Raw genomic sequence first — 18,076 nt, forward strand, 5'->3', positions numbered from 1 at the left:
CTGGCATGACTAAAATTAAGAACATGGAAGAATTCGCCGCCCTCAGCGGCATCTCGCGACCCACGGTATCGAAGTATTTCCATGATCCTGACAGCGTTCGCCCAACGACACGGGCGCGCATAGAAGAGGCGTTGGCACAGTTTGACTACCGCCCAAACATCTATGCCGTGAACCAGAACCGGAAGCTGACCAAAAATATCGGTATTGTCCTACCTTATCTGTCCGATCCCTTCTTTGCCGAAATCGCGCGCTATCTGGAACAAAGCTGTATCGCTGCGGGCTATCGCCCTTCATTGTTCAGCTCTCATGGGGAACAAAAACTGGAGAACGACATTCTGGACGGGCTGCAATCCATGAAGCCCGCAGGTGTTTTGCTGGCGCCGTTGGGGCGCATCTCTGACCGATCCGCAATCGAAAAGTTCTGCGCCAATGTGCCGACCGTCCTGTTCGACAGCAACCTTGAGGGTTTGGGAGCCGCCTTCATAGGCTCGGACAATTTCAGCTTTGTATCTCAGACTGTGGAATACATGACCCGGACCGGCGAGCCCCCCTCGTTCTTTGAGATGAGGACTCCCGCAAACCCAAACGCCAATAAACGCAGAAAAGCTTATGTAGAGGTGATGGAACGCCTCGGGTTTGAGCCACATATTATCAGGGTTGACGGCAAAGGCTGGGCCTTTGAGGAAATCGGGCACCGTGGAGCCCTGAAAATACTGGAAGAAGACGGGCTAAAGACAGATTCCGTTCTATGCAGCAACGACCGGCTTGCCATCGGCTTTCTGGCCGCCTGTTTCGAAAGGGGGATTCGGGTCGGTCGTAAAGATGATTGCACGCTGCGGGTCGCCTCGAACGACGATCATCCTTTTGCGAAATTCACCTGCCCCTCTCTTACCACAGCGGCGCATGACTATGACAACGTCGCCGGACGCAGTGTCGAAACGCTGTTTGAACTCATTGAAAATGGTGGGAAATTCGAGGATCGAAACGAGACGCTTTTTCCGGCGCGGCTGGTTTTGCGGGACTCTGCTTAGCTTCATTTTTTAACGCGCGTAAAGTTTTTATTGACTGCGCGACAACTTACACTCTACCTTTCCTGTACGACATCCAAGCTCAGGGAGGACAGGGATGTATCTGAAACACGCACTTCGTGCGGCGACTGCTTTGACTTTCGTCGCGACGGCGGCGGCCCACGCGCAATCCATAACGATCGCCACGGTGAACAACGGCGACATGATCCGGATGCAGGGCTATACCGACAAATTCACCGAGGCGACTGGCATTGACGTCGAATGGGTCACACTGGAGGAAAACGTGCTGCGTCAGCGCGTGACCACAGACATCACCACCAAAGGCGGTCAGTTCGACATCATGACCATCGGCATGTACGAAACCCCGATCTGGGGGGCCAATGGCTGGCTGGTGCCGCTGGACGGCCTGTCCGAAGGCTACGACGTAGGTGATCTTCTGCCTGCCATGGCGGGCGGTCTGAGCAACGACGGCACGCTGTATGCCGCGCCGTTCTACGGCGAAAGCTCGATGATCATGTATCGCACCGACCTGATGGAACAGGCCGGAATGGAGATGCCAAAGGCACCGACATGGCAGTTCATCCGCGAGGCGGCCGCTGCAATGACAGACCGTGACAACGACATCAACGGCATCTGCCTGCGCGGCAAGGCCGGTTGGGGTGAGGGCGGTGCCTTTATCACCGTGACTGCAAACTCCTTCGGCGCGCGCTGGTTCGATGAGGATTGGAAGCCCCAGTTCGATCAGCCGGAATGGAAAGAGGCACTGACCTTCTTCGTCGACATGATGAATGAATCCGGCCCGGCCGGCTACGCCACCAATGGGTTCAACGAAAACCTGTCGCTGTTCCAGCAGGGCAAGTGCGGCATGTGGATCGACGCCACGGTTGCGGCATCCTTCGTGACGAACCCTGATGACTCGACGGTGGCGGATAAGGTCGGCTTTGCCCTGGCCCCAAATTCGGAAGGCGTGGACAAACGCGCAAACTGGCTTTGGGCCTGGGCTCTGGCCATTCCGGCGGGCACGCAGCAAGAGGATGCCGCCAAGCAGTTCATCGAATGGGCGACCTCGAAGGAATACATCGAGCTGGTTGCTGAAAACGAGGGTTGGGCAAACGTACCTCCGGGCGCGCGGACCTCATTGTATGAGAACCCAAACTATCAAGAGGTCCCCTTTGCAGCGATGACGCTGGAATCGATCCTAGCGGCTGATCCACAGAACTGCTGTGCGCAGCCGACGCCCTATACCGGCATCCAGTTCGTTGCGATCCCCGAGTTTGCAGGCATCGCAACACAGGTCAGCCAAGAGTTCTCGGCGGTTTACGCCGGACAGCAATCGGTTGATGAAGCCCTTGCCAAAGCACAGGCCTTTACCGCCGAAGAGATGGAAGCCGCAGGGTACTAAGGCATCCTCCCCGGTGGGGGACAGGAGATCTGTCCCCCGCATCTTACTTTGACAACTCATGTTTTTCTCGCAGGCTAGCATTACGTCTGAACAGAGAGGGTTTGCGTCATGGCAACTCAACACTCCCGATCCGTTGCGCGCCTGATGATGGCACCTGCAGTGGTCCTGCTACTTGGCTGGATGCTGGTGCCGCTGACGATGACGCTGTATTTTTCCTTCAAGAAATATCTGCCCCTGCGCGGTGGTGATCTGGGATGGGTTGGCTTTGAGAACTACGCCCGGTTCGTATCTTCCAGCACCTTCTGGCCCGCAGTACAGGCCACCCTGCTGATCGTCGGCGGCGTGCTGGCCATTACGGTGGTACTTGGCATCCTACTGGCCATGCTGCTGGATCAGCCGATGTGGGGGCAAGGCGTCGTCCGTATCCTCGTCATCGCGCCCTTCTTTGTCATGCCGACCGTATCCGCGCTGGTCTGGAAGAATATGTTCATGGACCCGGTGAACGGCTTGCTGGCGCATCTGTGGCGCTTTTTCGGGGCCGAGCCGATCTCATGGCTGTCCGAAGCGTCGATGACATCGATCATCATGATCGTCTCGTGGCAGTGGCTGCCCTTTGCGACACTGATCCTGCTGACGGCGATCCAGTCGCTGGACAGCGAACAGCTGGAAGCCGCCGAAATGGATGGCGCGCCCGTACTGAAACGGTTCTACCACATCGTCCTGCCGCATCTGAGCCGCGCGATTACCATCGTGATCCTGATCCAGACGATTTTCCTGCTGTCAATCTTCGCCGAGATTTTCGTGACCACCGGCGGCGCATTCGGCACCCGTACACTCACCTACCTGATCTTCCAGCGCGTGCTGGAGAGCCAGAATGTCGGCCTTGGATCAGCCGGAGGTGTCTACGCAATCATCTTAGCCAATATCGTTGCGATCTTCCTGATGCGCATCGTCGGCAAGAACCTGGACGCGTGAGGAGGTAAGACCATGGCCCGCGCTGTCACAACCCGCCGCAAATCGCTGAACACCGCCCTCGCCTGGGCTTTAGGATTGCTGATCTTTTTCCCGATCCTCTGGACCATCCTGACCAGCTTCAAGACCGAGGCACAGGCGATCGCCAGCCCACCGATTTTTCTGAACTTCGACTGGACGCTGGAAAACTATGCCATCGTGCAGGAACGCTCGGATTACATGCGCTTTCTTTGGAATTCGGTCATCATAGCAGGCGGTTCCACCCTTTTGGGCGTGATCATCGCAGTCCCTGCAGCTTGGGCGATGGCCTTTGTCCCATCCAAGCGGACCAAGGACATCCTGTTGTGGATGCTGTCCACCAAGATGTTACCTGCGGTTGGCGTGCTGTACCCGATCTACCTGCTTTTCATTCAGTTGGGCCTGCTGGATACGCGCGGAGGACTGGTCGTCGTCCTGATGCTGATCAACCTACCGATCATTGTCTGGATGCTCTACACCTATTTCCGCGAGATCCCGGGTGAAATTCTGGAAGCCGCGCGGATGGACGGAGCGACGTTGAAAGAAGAAATCCTCTACGTCCTCACGCCCATGGCCATCCCCGGCATCGCCTCGACCGTTCTGTTGAACTTCATCCTGGCTTGGAACGAGGCATTCTGGACCCTCAACCTGACCGCCGTCGATGCCGCCCCGCTAACGGCCTTCATCGCCAGCTATTCCAGCCCCGAGGGCCTGTTCTTTGCCAAGCTAAGTGCGGCCTCGACCATGGCGATCGCGCCAATTCTCATCCTCGGCTGGTTCAGCCAGAAACAACTTGTCCGCGGCCTGACCTTCGGCGCTGTGAAATAAGGAACACGACACATGGGACGTATTCAACTCAAGTCCGTGACCAAAAGCTTCGGCGACGTGCAGGTCATTCCCCCACTAGACCTAACCATCGAAGATGGCGAGTTCACCGTCTTCGTCGGCCCCTCGGGTTGCGGCAAATCCACCCTGCTGCGTCTGATCGCGGGGTTGGAGGACATCACCAGCGGTCATATCGAGATCGACGGGGCAGACGCCACCGATGTACCGCCCGCCAAACGCGGACTGGCGATGGTTTTCCAATCCTATGCGCTCTATCCGCATATGTCCGTGCGCAAGAACATTGCCTTTCCGCTGCGCATGGCCAAGCTGGACCAGGCCGAGATCGACAAGCGCGTCGAAGGCGCGGCCAGCGTCCTGAACCTGACTGACTACCTGGATCGCCGTCCCGGCCAACTCTCGGGTGGGCAACGCCAACGGGTCGCCATCGGGCGCGCGATTGTCCGCGAGCCTGCGGCATTCCTTTTTGATGAACCGCTCTCGAACCTCGACGCGGCGTTGCGCGTTGGCATGAGGCTGGAGATCAGCGAACTGCACGAGCGTCTTGCAACAACCATGATCTACGTGACCCACGATCAGGTCGAAGCCATGACCATGGCCGATAAGATCGTTGTGCTTCAGGCGGGCGTGATCGAACAGGTCGGAAGCCCCCTCGAGCTATACAGGACACCCCGAAACCTGTTTGTCGCAGGCTTCATCGGCTCACCCAAGATGAACTTCATCGAGGGCGAAGAGGCCGCAAAACATGGCGCTCAGACCATCGGGATCCGTCCCGAACACATTACGGTTTCGGCAACAGAAGGCGACTGGTCGGGGGTTGTCAGCGTCTCCGAGCACCTCGGTTCGGACACTTTCTTTCACGTTCACGAAACAGGTCTGGCCGAGACAATTACCGTTCGCGCAGATGGAGAGGTCGGGTTTCGGCACGGCGACCGCGTGCATCTTACACCCCGGGCTGATGTAATCCACCGCTTTGACGCAAAAGGCTTGCGCATCGAATGACAAGACTGACAGGCAAAACCGCTTTGATCACCGGTGCCGCCCGCGGTATCGGGCTGGCTTTTGCCAAAGCCTATGTCGCAGAGGGCGCGCGCGTTGCCATTGCCGATATCGACTTCCCACGCGCCTGTGAAGCCGCCGCTCAAATCGGTGAAGCCGCACTTGCCATCGAGATGGATGTGACGAACCAACAGAGTATTGACGACGCAATCGACAAAACCGCATCCCGGTTCGGCCCAATAGACATTCTGATCAACAACGCAGCCATTTTCACCGCCGCACCCATCGTCGAGATCGAGCGCGCCGACTACAACCGTGTGTTCGACATCAACGTCGCTGGCGCATTGTTTACAATGCAGGCTGTCGCGCGCCACATGATTGCCCACGGAACCAGAGGGCGGATCATCAACATGGCGTCCCAAGCCGGACGACGGGGCGAACCTTTGGTCGCTGTGTATTGCGCCAGCAAGGCAGCAATCATATCGCTGACCCAATCGGCGGGCCTGAACCTGATCAATCATGGGATCAACGTTAACGCCATCGCACCCGGCGTGGTGGATGGCGAACACTGGGACGGTGTGGACGCATTTTTTGCAAAACACGAGGGCAAAGCCCCGGGCCAAAAAAAGCGCGAGGTGGCTGCTGCTGTTCCCTATGGCCGGATGGGGCGGGCGGAAGATCTGACCGGGATGGCAGTGTTTCTGGCCTCGGACGAGGCAAAGTATGTGGTCGCACAAACCTACAACGTCGACGGTGGAAACTGGATGAGCTGATGGACCCTGTGGCGAACGCAAAACCCCCCGTGCGTCTGCGGCGCGACAGCCTTGACGCCTTGCCGGTGCAGGTCAGGCTGCCTGCATATGCGCCCTCGGACCTGACGCCGGGCATCATCCATATCGGCGTGGGCAATTTTCATCGCGCCCATCAAGCCTGGTTCATGCACCGATTGATGCAAAATGGTCAGGCCCGCGACTGGGCGATCATCGGGGCCGGCGTACGAGAATACGACGCCACGATGCGCGCGCGGCTGCTGGCACAAGACTGCCTGACGACGCTGATCGAGCTGGATCCGAAAGGGATATCAGCCGAGGTGATCGGCCCAATGATCGACTACTTACCGATCGAAGCAGACAACGCCACTTTGGTTCGTAAAATGGCCGATCCCTCTATCCGGGTTGTTTCGCTGACAGTGACCGAGGGCGGGTACTATCTGGATGCCAACACCGGTGTTTTTAACGTGGATCATGAAGATATTCGGCATGATTCAATGACCCCTGATCAACCGCGCACCGCCTTCGGAGCCATCGTAGCAGCGCTGCGGCAGCGCCGAGAGCAAGGGGTGAAGCCTTTCACCGCGCTCAGTTGCGACAACCTGCAGGGCAACGGAACGATCTTGCGCAATAGTATCGTTGGTCTGGCGCGCCAATCCGATCCCGGTCTGGCGGACTGGATTGACAGGAACGGGGCGTTCCCGAACTCGATGGTGGATTGCATCGTGCCCGCCACGACCGAGCAGGTCATAGCGCAATGCCATAGGCTTGGCGTCGATGACAACGCGCCCGTGTCGCACGAAAACTTTCGCCAATGGGTTATCGAGGATGACTTTTGCGCCGGTCGGCCACCTTTGGAACAGGTTGGGGTCACGCTGACCAATGACGTACACAGCTATGAGATCATGAAACTGCGCATCCTGAACGGCGGTCACCAACTGCTCGCAAATATTGGGGAGATCTTGAATGTCCCGACCATATCCGATTGCATGCAAGACCCCGATATCGCGGCATTATTCAGGAAAGTTCAGAAAGACGAAATCCTGCCCCATGTGGAAGCCGTCCCCGGGACCACGCCACGTGACTACCTTCAGTTGGTCGAGCGGCGATTTGCAAACGTCGCCATTCAAGACACGACCCGCAGAGTCGCGTTCGAGGGTTCGGCTCGCCATCCGGGGTTCCTGTTGCCGTCCCTGCGCGATGCGCTTCGGTGTGGGCATTCAGCAAGCGGACTTGCACTTGCCGAAGCCCTCTGGTGCCGGATGTGCGCTGGTACGCGCGAAGACCTTTCACAGATCGAGCCGAACGATCCCCACTGGCATGACCTGAAGAAAACAGCATTGGCAGCCAAAACCAACCCAGAACTCTGGATCGACCAAAGCGCGTACTACGGTGATCTTGGTCGCAACAGCCATTTTTCCCGGTCATTCTGTTTTTGGCTGAACACAATCTGGGCGCACGGAAGTCGATCTGCTGTCGCAGATTATTGCAGCGGGGTGTCGGCGTCTGGTTAACCATACCCCGCCGTCGGCGCAGCACCCTCCCGTCAATGCAGGCTCAAAAGCACCTCGATATCTCTGCGGCTCAATGGCCTGAGCAGTAATTTATCCTCTTCCAGAAGAGTGCCGCCGCTGTCGATGTACTTCTTGATGAAAGAGGCGATTTCGCTGGTCGGGCGATAGTACAGGTCCCTCTCCGTCTGGCTCAACTCCTCAACAAGCCTTCCCAGCAAGCGTCTTTGCCTTTCGGACTTCAGATCTTTGCGCTTTTCTTCCAGCATCGCGTGTCTGTTCCTTGACCATCACGGCATTACCTAGCGCAAAGACGCCGCGCGCCAACAACGCAGAAACCGGTCGAGAAATCGCCTGCCCGCCTCTTGTCTAGGCAATTCCTGAACTTTGGGATGTAAACGTCATCACCGAAACCCGATTGACCAACCCAGACATCGCGCCCGCATAACCAGGTGTTGATTGGTGTTACAGCGGCAAAGCACCCAGAATGGTGCGATCAACGAGACTCGGAAAGGTTACGACACGGCAAATGGAGGTAAGCGCGTGACATCTCTCCGAGCATCTGTTTTCGGGGTCTGGTTGGCCACCGCGATTGCACTGTTCATGCAACCTGCCTCCGCCCAGCCGGACGTTCTGATCCTTGGTGACAGCCAGATCTCATTCGGCGCAGGTAAGGAATACCTGCGGTTTTTCGACCAACTGGAAGCTCGGTGCAAGATGACCCCCGGAAGCGAAAAGGCGTTGGCCGCGCTTGGGAAACGGGAAACAGCCGCAATCGGCGTCAGATCAACCTCGCTGCAATCATGGACAGTCACTGGTGGCGCTTCGAAAGGTGCAATCTGTGATGTCGACAAGAAATATGGTGTTAATGCCGGCGCCTATGGCATTGACGGCAACCCGGACCGGGTCTTCATCCAAATCGGCAAGGGCAAATCCTACCAGTTCTGCAAATCAAAAAGGACGCCGTTCCAAGCGATGTTCGACGACGGCTATTATAGGCCCGGTTTGTTGGTGCTGACATTTCTGGGTAATTCAGCGGATCGCTGGGCGAACACACCAAAGCTTGCGCAAGAGGATGCCCGCCGCACGCTTGAACAGATCCCGGATGATATCCCTTGCGTGTTCATCTCAAGCGTCCCAGTCTATCTGAAAGAGACGAACGACAAGCGCATGAAAGCACAAAGCGAAATTGCGCGTGCCTTTCGACAAGCGGGTAAGCAATGCGCCGTTGTCGAGGGGTTCAACCTGAAGACGCGTAACGCGATCGAAGGGAAACCCATCTACTTTCGCCGCAACGAAGCCGGGCGTGTCAAGGACCCACATCACCCAAGCCCGGCTGCGGTCCGGAAGTTTCTTGACATAAATACAGACGAAATCTGCAAGGCACTGTTTTCGGTCTTGAAGTAAAGGCATCAACTACTGAAGGGGGATATTCAGGTGCTTGGAAAGATGTTTGCGGTCGCATGTGCCATGGCCATTGCCACGCCCGGTTTAAGCGCTGAAGAGTTCACCTCGCCCGAGATTCTGATCATCGGCGATAGCCAGATATCGTTCGGCTCGGGGCCCGCGTTTCTTGAGTTTTTCAGTGACATCAAGAACCACTGCCACCCCGACGACGAGCAGAAAAAGAACCTTAAACGCCTGGGGGAAATGCGCGTCGGGGTGATTGGCGTCCGTTCCAGTTCGATCGACTCGTGGACAGCGCGCGCAGGCCCGGCCAAGGACACCATTTGCGAAGTTGACCCCAAATGGAATGTAAACGCGGGCGCGTATGGGTTCGTGAACAGGACCGGGAACAAATACGTGCAAATCGGTCAGGGGAAGGAATATCAGTTTTGCGCGGCCAAAACCTCGCCTCTCGAAGAGATGCTGCGCGATGGGTACTATGATCCCAAACTGATCCTGATGTCTTTTCTGGGCAACTCGGCCAAGCGGTGGGCGAATAGCCCAGAGGCCGCCGTCAGGGATGTTGAGCGTCTGCAAGCACAGCTGCCACCCGACCTGCCATGTATTTTTATGACCACCGCCCCGGCATATAAGAAAAAGATCGTCGATCTGCGTCTGCGGGCACAAATGAACCTGATGGATGCGTTCAAAGCCACCGGATTGCGGTGCTCATTCGTGCCCGGTGCGACCCCCGAAACCGTTGCGGCCAACCAAGGCAACAAGCACTATTTTCGTCTGAACAAGAACGGCATGGTCAAAGATCCCTATCATCCAAACCAAGCGGCTGCCAAAAACTTCTTTGCCCTTGAAATGGACCAGATATGTTCAGCTATTTTCGACCAGATCGAGCCGACAAAGGAACAAAGCTAGCTTGTTTTCGACACGACCGAACCTGCACTGCACAATAACAACACGCAAGCTGGCCGCATACCGCGGCCGTCGCACAGGTGGGATCAACTGGTGTGCCGTTGCGGCAGGATTGCTGCCAGTAGGATCGCCCATCCCAGTACTCCCTGCCCATGGGCGCTGAGGTTGTGCTCATAGGAGAACGCCAGCATCATCAGAGGCCTAAGCGGATCGCGGATAGGCCAAATAACCCATTGCAACGGCAGATCGGGAATAATCAGACGATAGTACATGTAATAGATTTGTGGGGACAGCCACACAAACAAACCGAAAAGCCCTAGCGCCCCGGCAACCCGGATCCAGATCCGATGACAAGACGAAAGTCGTCGTGCCAATAGCACCATCAGCACGAACAGGACGAAACTCAGAAAAGCCAGTCCAAGCTGTCCCAAAAGTGACAGGTCGAAAAAGGAGTCGTTCCGATACACACCTGCCCTCCGAGATGCCTGTGCCAAAGAAAAGCCGCCCACATCAGCAGGCGGCCTTTCAAAAGCGTCCGGGCTGAGCCTTAGCTAAGCGGCGCTACTGCCAGAATGACAGTGAACTTTTCACAGTAGATGTAAAGTTCGTCATATTTGGAAGTGTCGATCCCTGCCGGAATCTTAAAGGACGCTTCACCCTTTTTGACGGTCAGTTTGTCGTGGATCTTAGACCCCTTGGCATAGGTTTCTCCGTTGCCGAAACCGATCTTGATGTCAGGTGGGTTCTTTCCGGGATCAAAGACATAATCGCTCTTGAGTGTGACGGTATCGCCGGTGACCGACACCGTCCCCTTCACATTGTAGCCGCGGCGACCGGACAGACTGCCGGTGCGGGCTTTGTCTCCGGCGAATGCAGAAGGTGTTCCAAGCGAGAGCAGAGCCGTGGAAGCAAGGCCAAGCTTCACGAATTGGCGCCGTTTGAGTGTCATGGTGAATTTCCTATCTCAATCTAACGTATGGAGATGCTGCGCAGACTACTGCGTCGCTGCCAATTCAAATCACGTCGAGGGAATTTGAGAAGCTGAAACAATCCGACCGTGGTCCGGAGCAAGCGTTTGGAATTAGGACGGGCCGTCGGACGCGCCCTAGCGCAACCCAAAAATAAGGATACATCGAACCCGGCCCTTCCGGTCCTTAGATCTTCTCAACCGAATGCGCACCATGGTCTTTCGGAACCAACGCATTGATGGCAAACCTTGCTGCAAGCAAATTGATCTGAGGAAGACGAGATGAACGGACACAGCCTGATTGCCGGAACATGGACCGCAGGTGAGGGCGAGTTTCGATCCAGCCCGGTAAGCGGCGCGGCCAGAACCTATTCGGCGGGCACACCGGCACTGGTCGAAACAGCCTGTACAGCGGCCGAAGACGCTTTTTGGTCCTACGGCTATTCAACGCGCAAAGACCGGGCGGCCTTTCTGGAGCGTATCGCAGACGAGATCGAAAAGCGCGGCGCGGAGATTACGGAAATTGGTTGTGCAGAGACCGGGTTGCCTGCGGCACGGCTTGAGGGTGAGCGTGGGCGGACCACGGGGCAATTGCGCCTGTTCGCCGCCCATATCCGCGATGGCGCTTACCTCGATTATCGCCACGACACGGCCCTGCCGGATCGTCAGCCTCTGCCACGCCCGGACTTGAAGATGGTACAGCGTCCGATCGGCCCGGTGGCGGTCTTCGGCGCATCGAACTTCCCTTTGGCCTTTTCGACCGCCGGCGGCGATACAGCTGCTGCCTTGGCGGCAGGCTGTCCGGTGGTGGTCAAAGGCCACCCCGCGCATCCGGGCACAGGCGAGATCGTGGCCGAGGCGATCGATGCCGCCCGAAAGGCGCTTGACCTGCATCCCGGAGTCTTCAGCTTTGTACACGATGGCGGCGTCGAAGTCGGTGGCGCGCTGGTTCAAAATCCATTCATCAAAGCGGTTGGCTTCACCGGGTCCCTGCGGGGCGGGCGCGCCTTGTTCGACCTTTGTGCGGCCCGCGATGAGCCCATCCCGTTTTTCGGCGAGCTGGGCTCGGTCAACCCGATGTTCCTGATGCCCGAAGCCCTCAAGACACGCGCCGCCGAAATTGCGCGCGGCTGGGCCGGGTCCTTGACCATGGGGGCGGGCCAGTTCTGCACCAATCCGGGGATCGTATTGGTTACCGAAGGGCCTGATGCCGATGCATTTATCGCCGAAGCTTCTGAGGCATTGCAAAAAACATCCCCGCAAACCATGCTGACAGATGGAATTGCCCGGGCATTCCACGAAGGTCATGACCATATCGGTTCTGTTCCCGGGGTAACAACCTTGGTCTCCGGAGCAGCCGGGACCCCCCGTGACGTGCGCGCCTTTCTCTACCGGGTTTCCTCAGACACTTTCGAAGCAAATCCGATTTTGTCACACGAAGTCTTTGGACCGTTGGGCATTGTGGTTATCACCAAAGATGTGGCCGATTTCGCCCGCATCGCGCGCAGCTTGGATGGACAGTTGACCGTTACCGTACATATGGACCAGGACGACAGTGCGCATGTGAAAACTCTGCTGCCGGTGCTGGAGCGCAAAGCCGGGCGCGTTTTGTTCAACGGATTCCCCACAGGTGTTGAAGTCGCCGACAGCATGGTGCATGGCGGCCCCTATCCTGCATCAACGAACTTTGGGGCCACCAGCGTGGGCACATTGTCGATCCGGCGTTTCCTGAGACCGGTTTGCTACCAGAACTTACCCGGTGAGTTCACTGTCAATTCGTGACGAACCAAAAACCACAGGACCGCTGGTCGTTATCGGTGTTTCAAAAAGCTGGTTGACGCACCACGGACCACGCGCCACTTAGGGGACGGATGTCCGATGTCCCTCGCGAACTGGACCGCCGCCTGCCATCGAAAGACCAGGTGCCACATGATTGATCATGATGTGGCACCTAGATCCGGAGGAACTTGCTAAGCAGCAGGCATCGAGGGCTGGCCTAAAGCGGTTTCGACCGCTACCGCCCTCACCCCGACGGTGTCCACGCGACTCCGGGTGCAAGCCGGTACCCCCAAGGCAGGCCAGCGTTACGCCAGCCATTCACGGCCCGCACCCCGCTTGAATTCCTGTCACCCTCGAACCCTTCGATCAGGTTCCAGACCTGAGTGTAGCCCGCCTCAAACAGCATCCGCGCCGCCACAGCCGACCGCGCCCCGGAACGGCACGTGACAAAAACTGTGGCGTCTCGGGTTTTACCCTTCTCCGCGAGTAACGCATTGAACTCGGCCACGACGTTCGGATTGTTGGCCATCCGGTACTGAGCACTGTTTGGATCCACCTGATGCGTCACAACACCCAGCGGAATGATCTTGTCCAAGCCCTGAGGGTGTCCAACAAACGAAATCTCGATCGGGTCGCGGACATCCACAAACAGGATCGAGGGATCGCGCTGCAGGGCCTCGTGGGCTTCGATCGGGCGCAGATACAGGCCCTGAGGCGTGCGCTGGCGATCGCTGAGTTTCTTTGGATTGACCGCCGTTTCAATCTGACCCGCGGCCGAGGCTACCGAAACCGGGCCAGCCAGCACGCTGGCCGCCCCCAATTTCAGGACCCTGCGACGGGTCGCAGCATTTCGCCCACTCATTGGCTTACATTCTTGTCAGTGCATAGCCCCAGCATCGCATAGATTGGGCAGAACTTCAGGAACGCCGTCACAACAAAGACTGCGCCCAGCCATCCCCAAGGACCGATAAATCCGGTCAAAGCCAGCAGCATCAAAGCGCCTCCCAAAACCAGGCGTAGCAAGCGGTCAGCCGAACCGACGTTAGAGGTGAATTGCATGATCGAATCTCCTTGTTATGCAGGACAGAGACTCGCAGCTCTTGGTGTCTGGTTATGTGACAGGATCACACAGTATCGGACCGGGCCAGGCGTCTCAGCGGCTCAAGCGCAAGCACATGAATGGCGCCTCGCTCTAACCGCAACCAGCCCCGGCGCTCAAAATCTTTGAGAATTCTGGACATCACCTCGCGCGCACTGCCCAATTCCGCCGCGATGCGCTGATGTGTGGTCCGAATATCCGCGCGTTGGCTGCCTTGCTCGACAAGCCATTGCGCCAGCTTTTGGTCCATACGGTTCAGCAGCAAATCATCGATCACCTCGGACAGCTCTACAATTCGCTGTGAAAATGCAAGAAACACCGCAGACCTAAACTCGGCGTCCGAGGCAAGCAGAGCGCTAAAACGCTCTTTACCAATGGCAAGTGCGCTCACTGCGCCCTCGGCATATCCAAACCCCGAATAAGGCGTATCCGACAACATGCAGGAGGTGGTCATCACACAGCTGTCGTTCGGCCCGACACGGTACAGAACCACAGTTCGCCCCGATTGGCTGGTTTGCTCGACGCGAACGACCCCGGCGCGCACGATCAGAAAGACCTCACCATAGGCTCCGGGTGCGAAAAGCTCAGCACCGTCCGGGACATCCAATCGCGTTCCCTCGGCTTCGAGGCGCTTCAGTACGGCTTCGGTCCAGTTTTGCAAGGTCACCGCCGCTTCTCCGTTTGGTCTTTTTTGTTCACCTGCCAATATATGCCCTATGTCGCAGAAAACTCGATGACCTGTGACAAACCGCGCGACTGCAGATGGTCCAGAGAACGGCCCCGTGGACTGCGCGACATTCGGGCACTTTCACGCGGCCTAAACCCTGCAGCACCAGCCCCACTGGCCAGCGCCATACTGCAACGATTTCACCCGGCGATGGGATGATTTCTTCGTGAATATCTGCCTGCCTGCAACGCCGAACCCTGTCGCCAACGATTAAGCATCCGCTGTGCTCATACAAATGCGCGCGCAAAGCTGCATCGGCTCGGGCGGCGGGATGATTTTCATACAGATGACGGCCCGACCGGCTGAGCTGCGAACGGGATCAGGCTATCTTTGAACTGCTCTATGAACTCCAACGTAACCAGAGACGGTTGCTTCAAAACCGGGCGAACCAGCGAAAGCGTATGTGGTAATGCCGGCCGGAAGGGCCGAAAATCCAAACCGCGCGAGGTGTATTGCACAGCGTCCAGCTCGCTTACGACAGATACCCCCGCGCCTTTTACGGCCAGTTCGCAAGCCGCCGTAAACTGCCTGACTTCGATATGCGAGTTCAGCTCTACATTGGCATTCTGAAAGGCCCTGAAAAGTCGCCCGAAAAAATCGCTGTCACGCCGTGTGTGAATTATCTTGCTGTCAGCCAAGTCGGCCGGTGTCACTTCGGGCAGGGATTGTAGATCGTGGCCAGCCGGAAAAACGCAGACTGTTCGGACATCGATATTGTTGCTTTCAACCGCTGGATGGCCGTTGAAACTGTCTGTGATCCCAAAATCATACTGTTCGCCGATCATCCACTCGAGAATGCGCTCGGGTCTGTCCGGTTCAATCGTCAACGTTACGCCGGGTCGATCTTTCAGAAACGAGGCGATGACGTCCGGCAAGTGGCTGGTGGCAAAACCGGGAAGGCAGGCTACACGGATATGCCCCGCTTTGCGCTGCGTAATATCCTGACTGACATCGGAAATCTGCTTCATCAACTCAAGAACCCGCTCGACGCTGGGCAAGAGATAGCGAACCTCTTGTGTCGGCACCAACCGACCTTCACGCCGATCGAAAAGTTGAAAGCCAAGCCCTTTTTCAAGATCAGACAGCAGCCTGCTGACAGCCGGTTGACTGACGCCCAGATCAACAGCAGCCGCAGTAACAGAACCATTGGTGGCCACGGCCATCAAAGCCTCCAGTTGCCGGATCCGAAGTGTTTGGTTCATTGATGTTTCCTGTCATTCACAGCATTCCATAACATTATGTTATTTTTTTATCCAACAGATCAGACTTGAATTATAATCTTGTGCCGTTAACGTCGTGAAATTGTCATGTGTGCCGTCTACGCCTTGCGCGCGGTATTCAACGAAGCATCACGTCAGATGCATGGGAGGAATCATGAAAAAGAATTTTCTCGGCGCTCTTGCCGTAACAACTGCTTTGTCTCCGGTGGCGGCAATGGCACAGACCGAAGTTCAGTTCTGGCACGCCTTTACGGGCCGGTTGGGTGAGTTGGTCAAAGCCCAGGTCGAGGAATTCAACGCCAGTCAGGATGAATTCGTCGTGGTGGAAAGCCACAAGGGCAACTACTCAGAAACTCTGAACGCGGGGATTGCGGCGTTTCGCGCCGGTGAGCAGCCGCATATCCTGATGGTGTTCGAGGTCGGTACCGCTACGATGATGTCCGCAGAAGGTGCTATCAAACCGGTTTTTGAGGTCATGGCCGAAAGCGGTGCATCCTTTGATCCCGACGCCTATATCGGTGCCGTCAAAGGCTACTATACAACGACAGACGGCGACATGCTGTCCTTGCCTTTCAACTCGTCCACGCCGGTATTGTGGGTCAACCGCGACGCTTTCGAAGCGGCGGGCGTTGATCCCGACACGGACCTGTCCACATGGGAAAATGTCGACGCAGTTCTGGATCAATTGAAGGCCGGGGGCGAAGACTGCCCGCTGGTCACCGCGTGGCAAAGCTGGATTCACCTCGAGAACCTGTCCGCCTATCACGACGTACCGTTCGCCTCAAAGGACAACGGCTTTGCCGGATTGGATACCGAGTTGATGCTGAACGGACCCACCCAGGTCGCGCATCTGAGCGCGATGGGCGATTGGGCCAAGGATGGCAAATTCATCTATACCGGTCGCCGCAATGAAGGGGGCGCAAACTTCCGGTCCGGTGAATGCGCACTGTTTACCGAAAGCTCGGCGGGCTATGCGGGCATCAAGGCCGAGGCCCAGTTCGACTTTGACGTGCGTCCACTGCCCTATTGGTCTGGCGTGATCAGTGAGCCGCAGAATACGATCATCGGCGGTGCCTCGCTTTGGGTGATGGAAGGCCATGATGCCGACGCATATAAGGGCGTGGGCGAGTTCCTCAGCTTCCTGTCGACCTCGGGAGTTCAGGCCGACTGGCACCAGAACACCGGCTATCTGCCGATTACCGCCGAAGCGGGTGTCGAGACACGCAATGCCGGGTTCTACGAGGAAAACCCGGGCACCGACATTGCCGTGATCCAGATGACCGCGAAAGAGCCGACCGCCAATTCCAAGGGCCTGCGTCTTGGGTCTTTCGATCAGATCCGCGGCATCATTGATGAGGAGCTCGAGGCGATCTGGTCCGGTGAAAAAACCGCGCAAGAGGCAATGGACAGCGCAAAAGAACGCGGTGACGCGTTGTTGCGCCGGTTTGAATCCGCAAATCGCTGAACTCTGGGCATATGTGGGCCCCTCTAGGGCCCACATATCTAGCTGCTGATGGGCGAATAAGATGGAAAAACGCGTCACCTTTCGCGGCTGGCTTTTGCCAATCGCTCTGATCGCGCCGCAGGTCATCATCTCGGCGGTTTTCTTCTTTTACCCGGCCGGTCAGGCTATCTGGCAGTCTTTGTTCATCCCCGATCCATTCGGGCTATCGTCTCAGTTCGTAGGTCTGGGCAATTTTGAATTCCTGCTCAGCGACAAGTTCTATCGCGCCTCTTTCGTGACGACGGCTGTGTTTTCAACCCTTGTCACACTTTGCTCGATGATCCCGGCGCTATTTCTGGCGGTATTGGCCGACCGGCTGATCAAAGGCTCGGGCGTCTACCGGACACTGCTGATTTGGCCCTATGCCGTCGCCCCCGCAGTGGCCGGAGTTCTATGGCTGTTCATGTTCAATACCCGTGTCGGGGTGATCTCGTGGTATCTGGGTCAGCTTGGCTATGACTGGAACCACGTCCTTAACGGAACCGAGGCGATGGGTCTGGTCGTTGTCGCCTCGGCCTGGGGGCGCATCAGCTACAACTTCCTGTTCTTCTTCGCCGCACTGCAATCAGTCCCCAGATCGGTGATCGAGGCTGCGGCAATCGACGGTGCCCGCTTCTGGCGCAGGTTCTTCACCATCGTATTGCCACTGCTGTCACCAACCGCTTTCTTCCTGCTGGTTGTGAATGTCGTCTATGCGTTTTTTGAAACCTTCGGGGTCATCCACACGATTACCGCGGGCGGACCACAGCAGGCTACGACCATTCTGGTGTACAAGGTCTTCTCCGATGGGTTCGTGGGGCAGGATCTGGGGTCGTCCTCGGCCCAATCGGTGATCTTGCTGGTCGTGGTTGGTCTGCTGACCGTCATCCAGTTCAAGTACGTGGAGAAGAGGGTGCATTACTGATGGCCGCCCAACAGCACGGA

19 protein-coding genes are annotated in these 18,076 nt (G+C 57.1%); 12 read left to right on the forward strand and 7 right to left on the reverse strand.

Annotation, left to right across the window (positions count from 1 at the left end):
* Nucleotides 1-5: 5 nt before the first annotated feature.
* The 7 genes from ACR0KM_RS04920 to ACR0KM_RS04950 all read left to right on the forward strand — a co-directional run bounded on the left by ACR0KM_RS04920 (nucleotide 6) and on the right by ACR0KM_RS04950 (nucleotide 7,546).
* A complete protein-coding gene (locus tag ACR0KM_RS04920; RefSeq protein WP_480857972.1) occupies nucleotides 6-1,031 on the forward strand; it encodes a LacI family DNA-binding transcriptional regulator in 1,026 nt (341 codons plus the stop codon).
* Between the two features lie 94 nt (nucleotides 1,032-1,125).
* Complete coding sequence (locus ACR0KM_RS04925; protein ID WP_480820548.1) at nucleotides 1,126-2,430, forward strand: ABC transporter substrate-binding protein; 1,305 nt, start codon at nucleotides 1,126-1,128, stop codon at nucleotides 2,428-2,430.
* A 108-nt stretch (nucleotides 2,431-2,538) separates the two neighbouring features.
* Nucleotides 2,539-3,405 carry a carbohydrate ABC transporter permease gene (locus ACR0KM_RS04930; protein ID WP_480857973.1) on the forward strand — a complete coding sequence of 289 codons (867 nt, stop codon included), beginning with the start codon at nucleotides 2,539-2,541 and terminating at the stop codon, nucleotides 3,403-3,405.
* 12 nt (nucleotides 3,406-3,417) lie between these two features.
* Nucleotides 3,418-4,248, forward strand: coding sequence for a carbohydrate ABC transporter permease (locus tag ACR0KM_RS04935; RefSeq protein ID WP_480857975.1), 831 nt, complete (start codon nucleotides 3,418-3,420; stop codon nucleotides 4,246-4,248).
* A 12-nt stretch (nucleotides 4,249-4,260) separates the two neighbouring features.
* Nucleotides 4,261-5,265, forward strand: coding sequence for an ABC transporter ATP-binding protein (locus ACR0KM_RS04940; RefSeq protein ID WP_480857977.1), 1,005 nt, complete (start codon nucleotides 4,261-4,263; stop codon nucleotides 5,263-5,265).
* The gene (locus tag ACR0KM_RS04945) at nucleotides 5,262-6,035 is read left to right on the forward strand and encodes an L-iditol 2-dehydrogenase (RefSeq protein ID WP_480820542.1); all 774 of its coding nucleotides are present in this window, start codon (nucleotides 5,262-5,264) and stop codon (nucleotides 6,033-6,035) included. Before ACR0KM_RS04940 ends, ACR0KM_RS04945 begins: the two co-directional genes overlap by 4 nt.
* The gene (locus tag ACR0KM_RS04950; RefSeq protein ID WP_480857979.1) at nucleotides 6,035-7,546 is read left to right on the forward strand and encodes a mannitol dehydrogenase family protein; all 1,512 of its coding nucleotides are present in this window, start codon (nucleotides 6,035-6,037) and stop codon (nucleotides 7,544-7,546) included. Before ACR0KM_RS04945 ends, ACR0KM_RS04950 begins: the two co-directional genes overlap by 1 nt.
* A gap of 32 nt (nucleotides 7,547-7,578) precedes the next feature.
* Here ACR0KM_RS04950 and ACR0KM_RS04955 read toward each other — a convergent pair whose 3' ends face one another.
* The gene (locus ACR0KM_RS04955) at nucleotides 7,579-7,812 is read right to left on the reverse strand and encodes a hypothetical protein (RefSeq protein WP_480820538.1); all 234 of its coding nucleotides are present in this window, start codon (nucleotides 7,810-7,812) and stop codon (nucleotides 7,579-7,581) included.
* A 274-nt stretch (nucleotides 7,813-8,086) separates the two neighbouring features.
* Between ACR0KM_RS04955 and ACR0KM_RS04960 the strand changes: the two genes are divergently transcribed.
* Together ACR0KM_RS04960 and ACR0KM_RS04965 are read left to right on the forward strand one after the other, a co-directional pair.
* Nucleotides 8,087-8,950, forward strand: coding sequence for an SGNH/GDSL hydrolase family protein (locus ACR0KM_RS04960; protein WP_480857981.1), 864 nt, complete (start codon nucleotides 8,087-8,089; stop codon nucleotides 8,948-8,950).
* Between the two features lie 42 nt (nucleotides 8,951-8,992).
* Complete coding sequence (locus ACR0KM_RS04965; RefSeq protein ID WP_480857982.1) at nucleotides 8,993-9,859, forward strand: SGNH/GDSL hydrolase family protein; 867 nt, start codon at nucleotides 8,993-8,995, stop codon at nucleotides 9,857-9,859.
* Between the two features lie 83 nt (nucleotides 9,860-9,942).
* Here ACR0KM_RS04965 and ACR0KM_RS04970 read toward each other — a convergent pair whose 3' ends face one another.
* Both ACR0KM_RS04970 and ACR0KM_RS04975 read right to left on the reverse strand, forming a co-directional pair.
* Nucleotides 9,943-10,323, reverse strand: coding sequence for a hypothetical protein (locus tag ACR0KM_RS04970; RefSeq protein ID WP_480857984.1), 381 nt, complete (start codon nucleotides 10,321-10,323; stop codon nucleotides 9,943-9,945).
* An 80-nt stretch (nucleotides 10,324-10,403) separates the two neighbouring features.
* Nucleotides 10,404-10,805 carry a DM13 domain-containing protein gene (locus ACR0KM_RS04975; RefSeq protein WP_480820530.1) on the reverse strand — a complete coding sequence of 134 codons (402 nt, stop codon included), beginning with the start codon at nucleotides 10,803-10,805 and terminating at the stop codon, nucleotides 10,404-10,406.
* Between the two features lie 300 nt (nucleotides 10,806-11,105).
* On the opposite strand from ACR0KM_RS04975, the gene ACR0KM_RS04980 reads away from it, so the two are divergent.
* Complete coding sequence (locus ACR0KM_RS04980; RefSeq protein WP_480857987.1) at nucleotides 11,106-12,605, forward strand: aldehyde dehydrogenase (NADP(+)); 1,500 nt, start codon at nucleotides 11,106-11,108, stop codon at nucleotides 12,603-12,605.
* Nucleotides 12,606-12,846: 241 nt separating this feature from the next.
* Here the strand turns inward: ACR0KM_RS04980 and ACR0KM_RS04985 are convergent, their stop codons facing one another.
* The 4 genes from ACR0KM_RS04985 to ACR0KM_RS05000 form a co-directional block, all read right to left on the reverse strand.
* Nucleotides 12,847-13,464 (reverse strand): rhodanese-like domain-containing protein, encoded by a 618-nt coding sequence (locus ACR0KM_RS04985; RefSeq protein ID WP_480857989.1) that lies wholly within the window; start codon nucleotides 13,462-13,464, stop codon nucleotides 12,847-12,849.
* The gene (locus ACR0KM_RS04990) at nucleotides 13,461-13,661 is read right to left on the reverse strand and encodes a YgaP family membrane protein (protein ID WP_480820524.1); all 201 of its coding nucleotides are present in this window, start codon (nucleotides 13,659-13,661) and stop codon (nucleotides 13,461-13,463) included. Before ACR0KM_RS04990 ends, ACR0KM_RS04985 begins: the two co-directional genes overlap by 4 nt.
* Before the next feature lie 65 nt (nucleotides 13,662-13,726).
* Nucleotides 13,727-14,368 (reverse strand): Crp/Fnr family transcriptional regulator, encoded by a 642-nt coding sequence (locus tag ACR0KM_RS04995; RefSeq protein ID WP_480820522.1) that lies wholly within the window; start codon nucleotides 14,366-14,368, stop codon nucleotides 13,727-13,729.
* 338 nt (nucleotides 14,369-14,706) lie between these two features.
* The gene (locus tag ACR0KM_RS05000; RefSeq protein WP_480857991.1) at nucleotides 14,707-15,630 is read right to left on the reverse strand and encodes a LysR substrate-binding domain-containing protein; all 924 of its coding nucleotides are present in this window, start codon (nucleotides 15,628-15,630) and stop codon (nucleotides 14,707-14,709) included.
* Nucleotides 15,631-15,802: 172 nt separating this feature from the next.
* On the opposite strand from ACR0KM_RS05000, the gene ugpB reads away from it, so the two are divergent.
* Both ugpB and ugpA read left to right on the forward strand, forming a co-directional pair.
* Nucleotides 15,803-17,113, forward strand: a complete 1,311-nt coding sequence (gene ugpB / locus ACR0KM_RS05005) for a sn-glycerol-3-phosphate ABC transporter substrate-binding protein UgpB (protein WP_480857993.1) — start codon at nucleotides 15,803-15,805, stop codon at nucleotides 17,111-17,113.
* A 61-nt stretch (nucleotides 17,114-17,174) separates the two neighbouring features.
* A complete protein-coding gene (gene ugpA / locus ACR0KM_RS05010) occupies nucleotides 17,175-18,056 on the forward strand; it encodes a sn-glycerol-3-phosphate ABC transporter permease UgpA (RefSeq protein WP_480820516.1) in 882 nt (293 codons plus the stop codon).
* The last annotated feature ends 20 nt before the right edge of the window (nucleotides 18,057-18,076 follow it).

The organism is Ruegeria sp. G10, from assembly GCF_056533645.1.

Coding starts and splice junctions, on each gene's coding strand:
- ACR0KM_RS04940 (WP_480857977.1), top strand. CDS start 4,261: ATGGGACGTATTCAACTCAAGTCCGTGACCAAAAGCTTCGGCGACGTG.
- ACR0KM_RS04930 (WP_480857973.1), top strand. CDS start 2,539: ATGGCAACTCAACACTCCCGATCCGTTGCGCGCCTGATGATGGCACCT.
- ACR0KM_RS04980 (WP_480857987.1), top strand. CDS start 11,106: ATGAACGGACACAGCCTGATTGCCGGAACATGGACCGCAGGTGAGGGC.
- ACR0KM_RS05000 (WP_480857991.1), bottom strand. CDS start 15,630: ATGAACCAAACACTTCGGATCCGGCAACTGGAGGCTTTGATGGCCGTG.
- ACR0KM_RS04920 (WP_480857972.1), top strand. CDS start 6: ATGACTAAAATTAAGAACATGGAAGAATTCGCCGCCCTCAGCGGCATC.
- ACR0KM_RS04950 (WP_480857979.1), top strand. CDS start 6,035: ATGGACCCTGTGGCGAACGCAAAACCCCCCGTGCGTCTGCGGCGCGAC.
- ACR0KM_RS04955 (WP_480820538.1), bottom strand. CDS start 7,812: ATGCTGGAAGAAAAGCGCAAAGATCTGAAGTCCGAAAGGCAAAGACGC.
- ACR0KM_RS04965 (WP_480857982.1), top strand. CDS start 8,993: ATGTTTGCGGTCGCATGTGCCATGGCCATTGCCACGCCCGGTTTAAGC.
- ugpA (WP_480820516.1), top strand. CDS start 17,175: ATGGAAAAACGCGTCACCTTTCGCGGCTGGCTTTTGCCAATCGCTCTG.
- ugpB (WP_480857993.1), top strand. CDS start 15,803: ATGAAAAAGAATTTTCTCGGCGCTCTTGCCGTAACAACTGCTTTGTCT.
- ACR0KM_RS04975 (WP_480820530.1), bottom strand. CDS start 10,805: ATGACACTCAAACGGCGCCAATTCGTGAAGCTTGGCCTTGCTTCCACG.
- ACR0KM_RS04990 (WP_480820524.1), bottom strand. CDS start 13,661: ATGCAATTCACCTCTAACGTCGGTTCGGCTGACCGCTTGCTACGCCTG.
- ACR0KM_RS04985 (WP_480857989.1), bottom strand. CDS start 13,464: ATGAGTGGGCGAAATGCTGCGACCCGTCGCAGGGTCCTGAAATTGGGG.
- ACR0KM_RS04945 (WP_480820542.1), top strand. CDS start 5,262: ATGACAAGACTGACAGGCAAAACCGCTTTGATCACCGGTGCCGCCCGC.
- ACR0KM_RS04925 (WP_480820548.1), top strand. CDS start 1,126: ATGTATCTGAAACACGCACTTCGTGCGGCGACTGCTTTGACTTTCGTC.
- ACR0KM_RS04935 (WP_480857975.1), top strand. CDS start 3,418: ATGGCCCGCGCTGTCACAACCCGCCGCAAATCGCTGAACACCGCCCTC.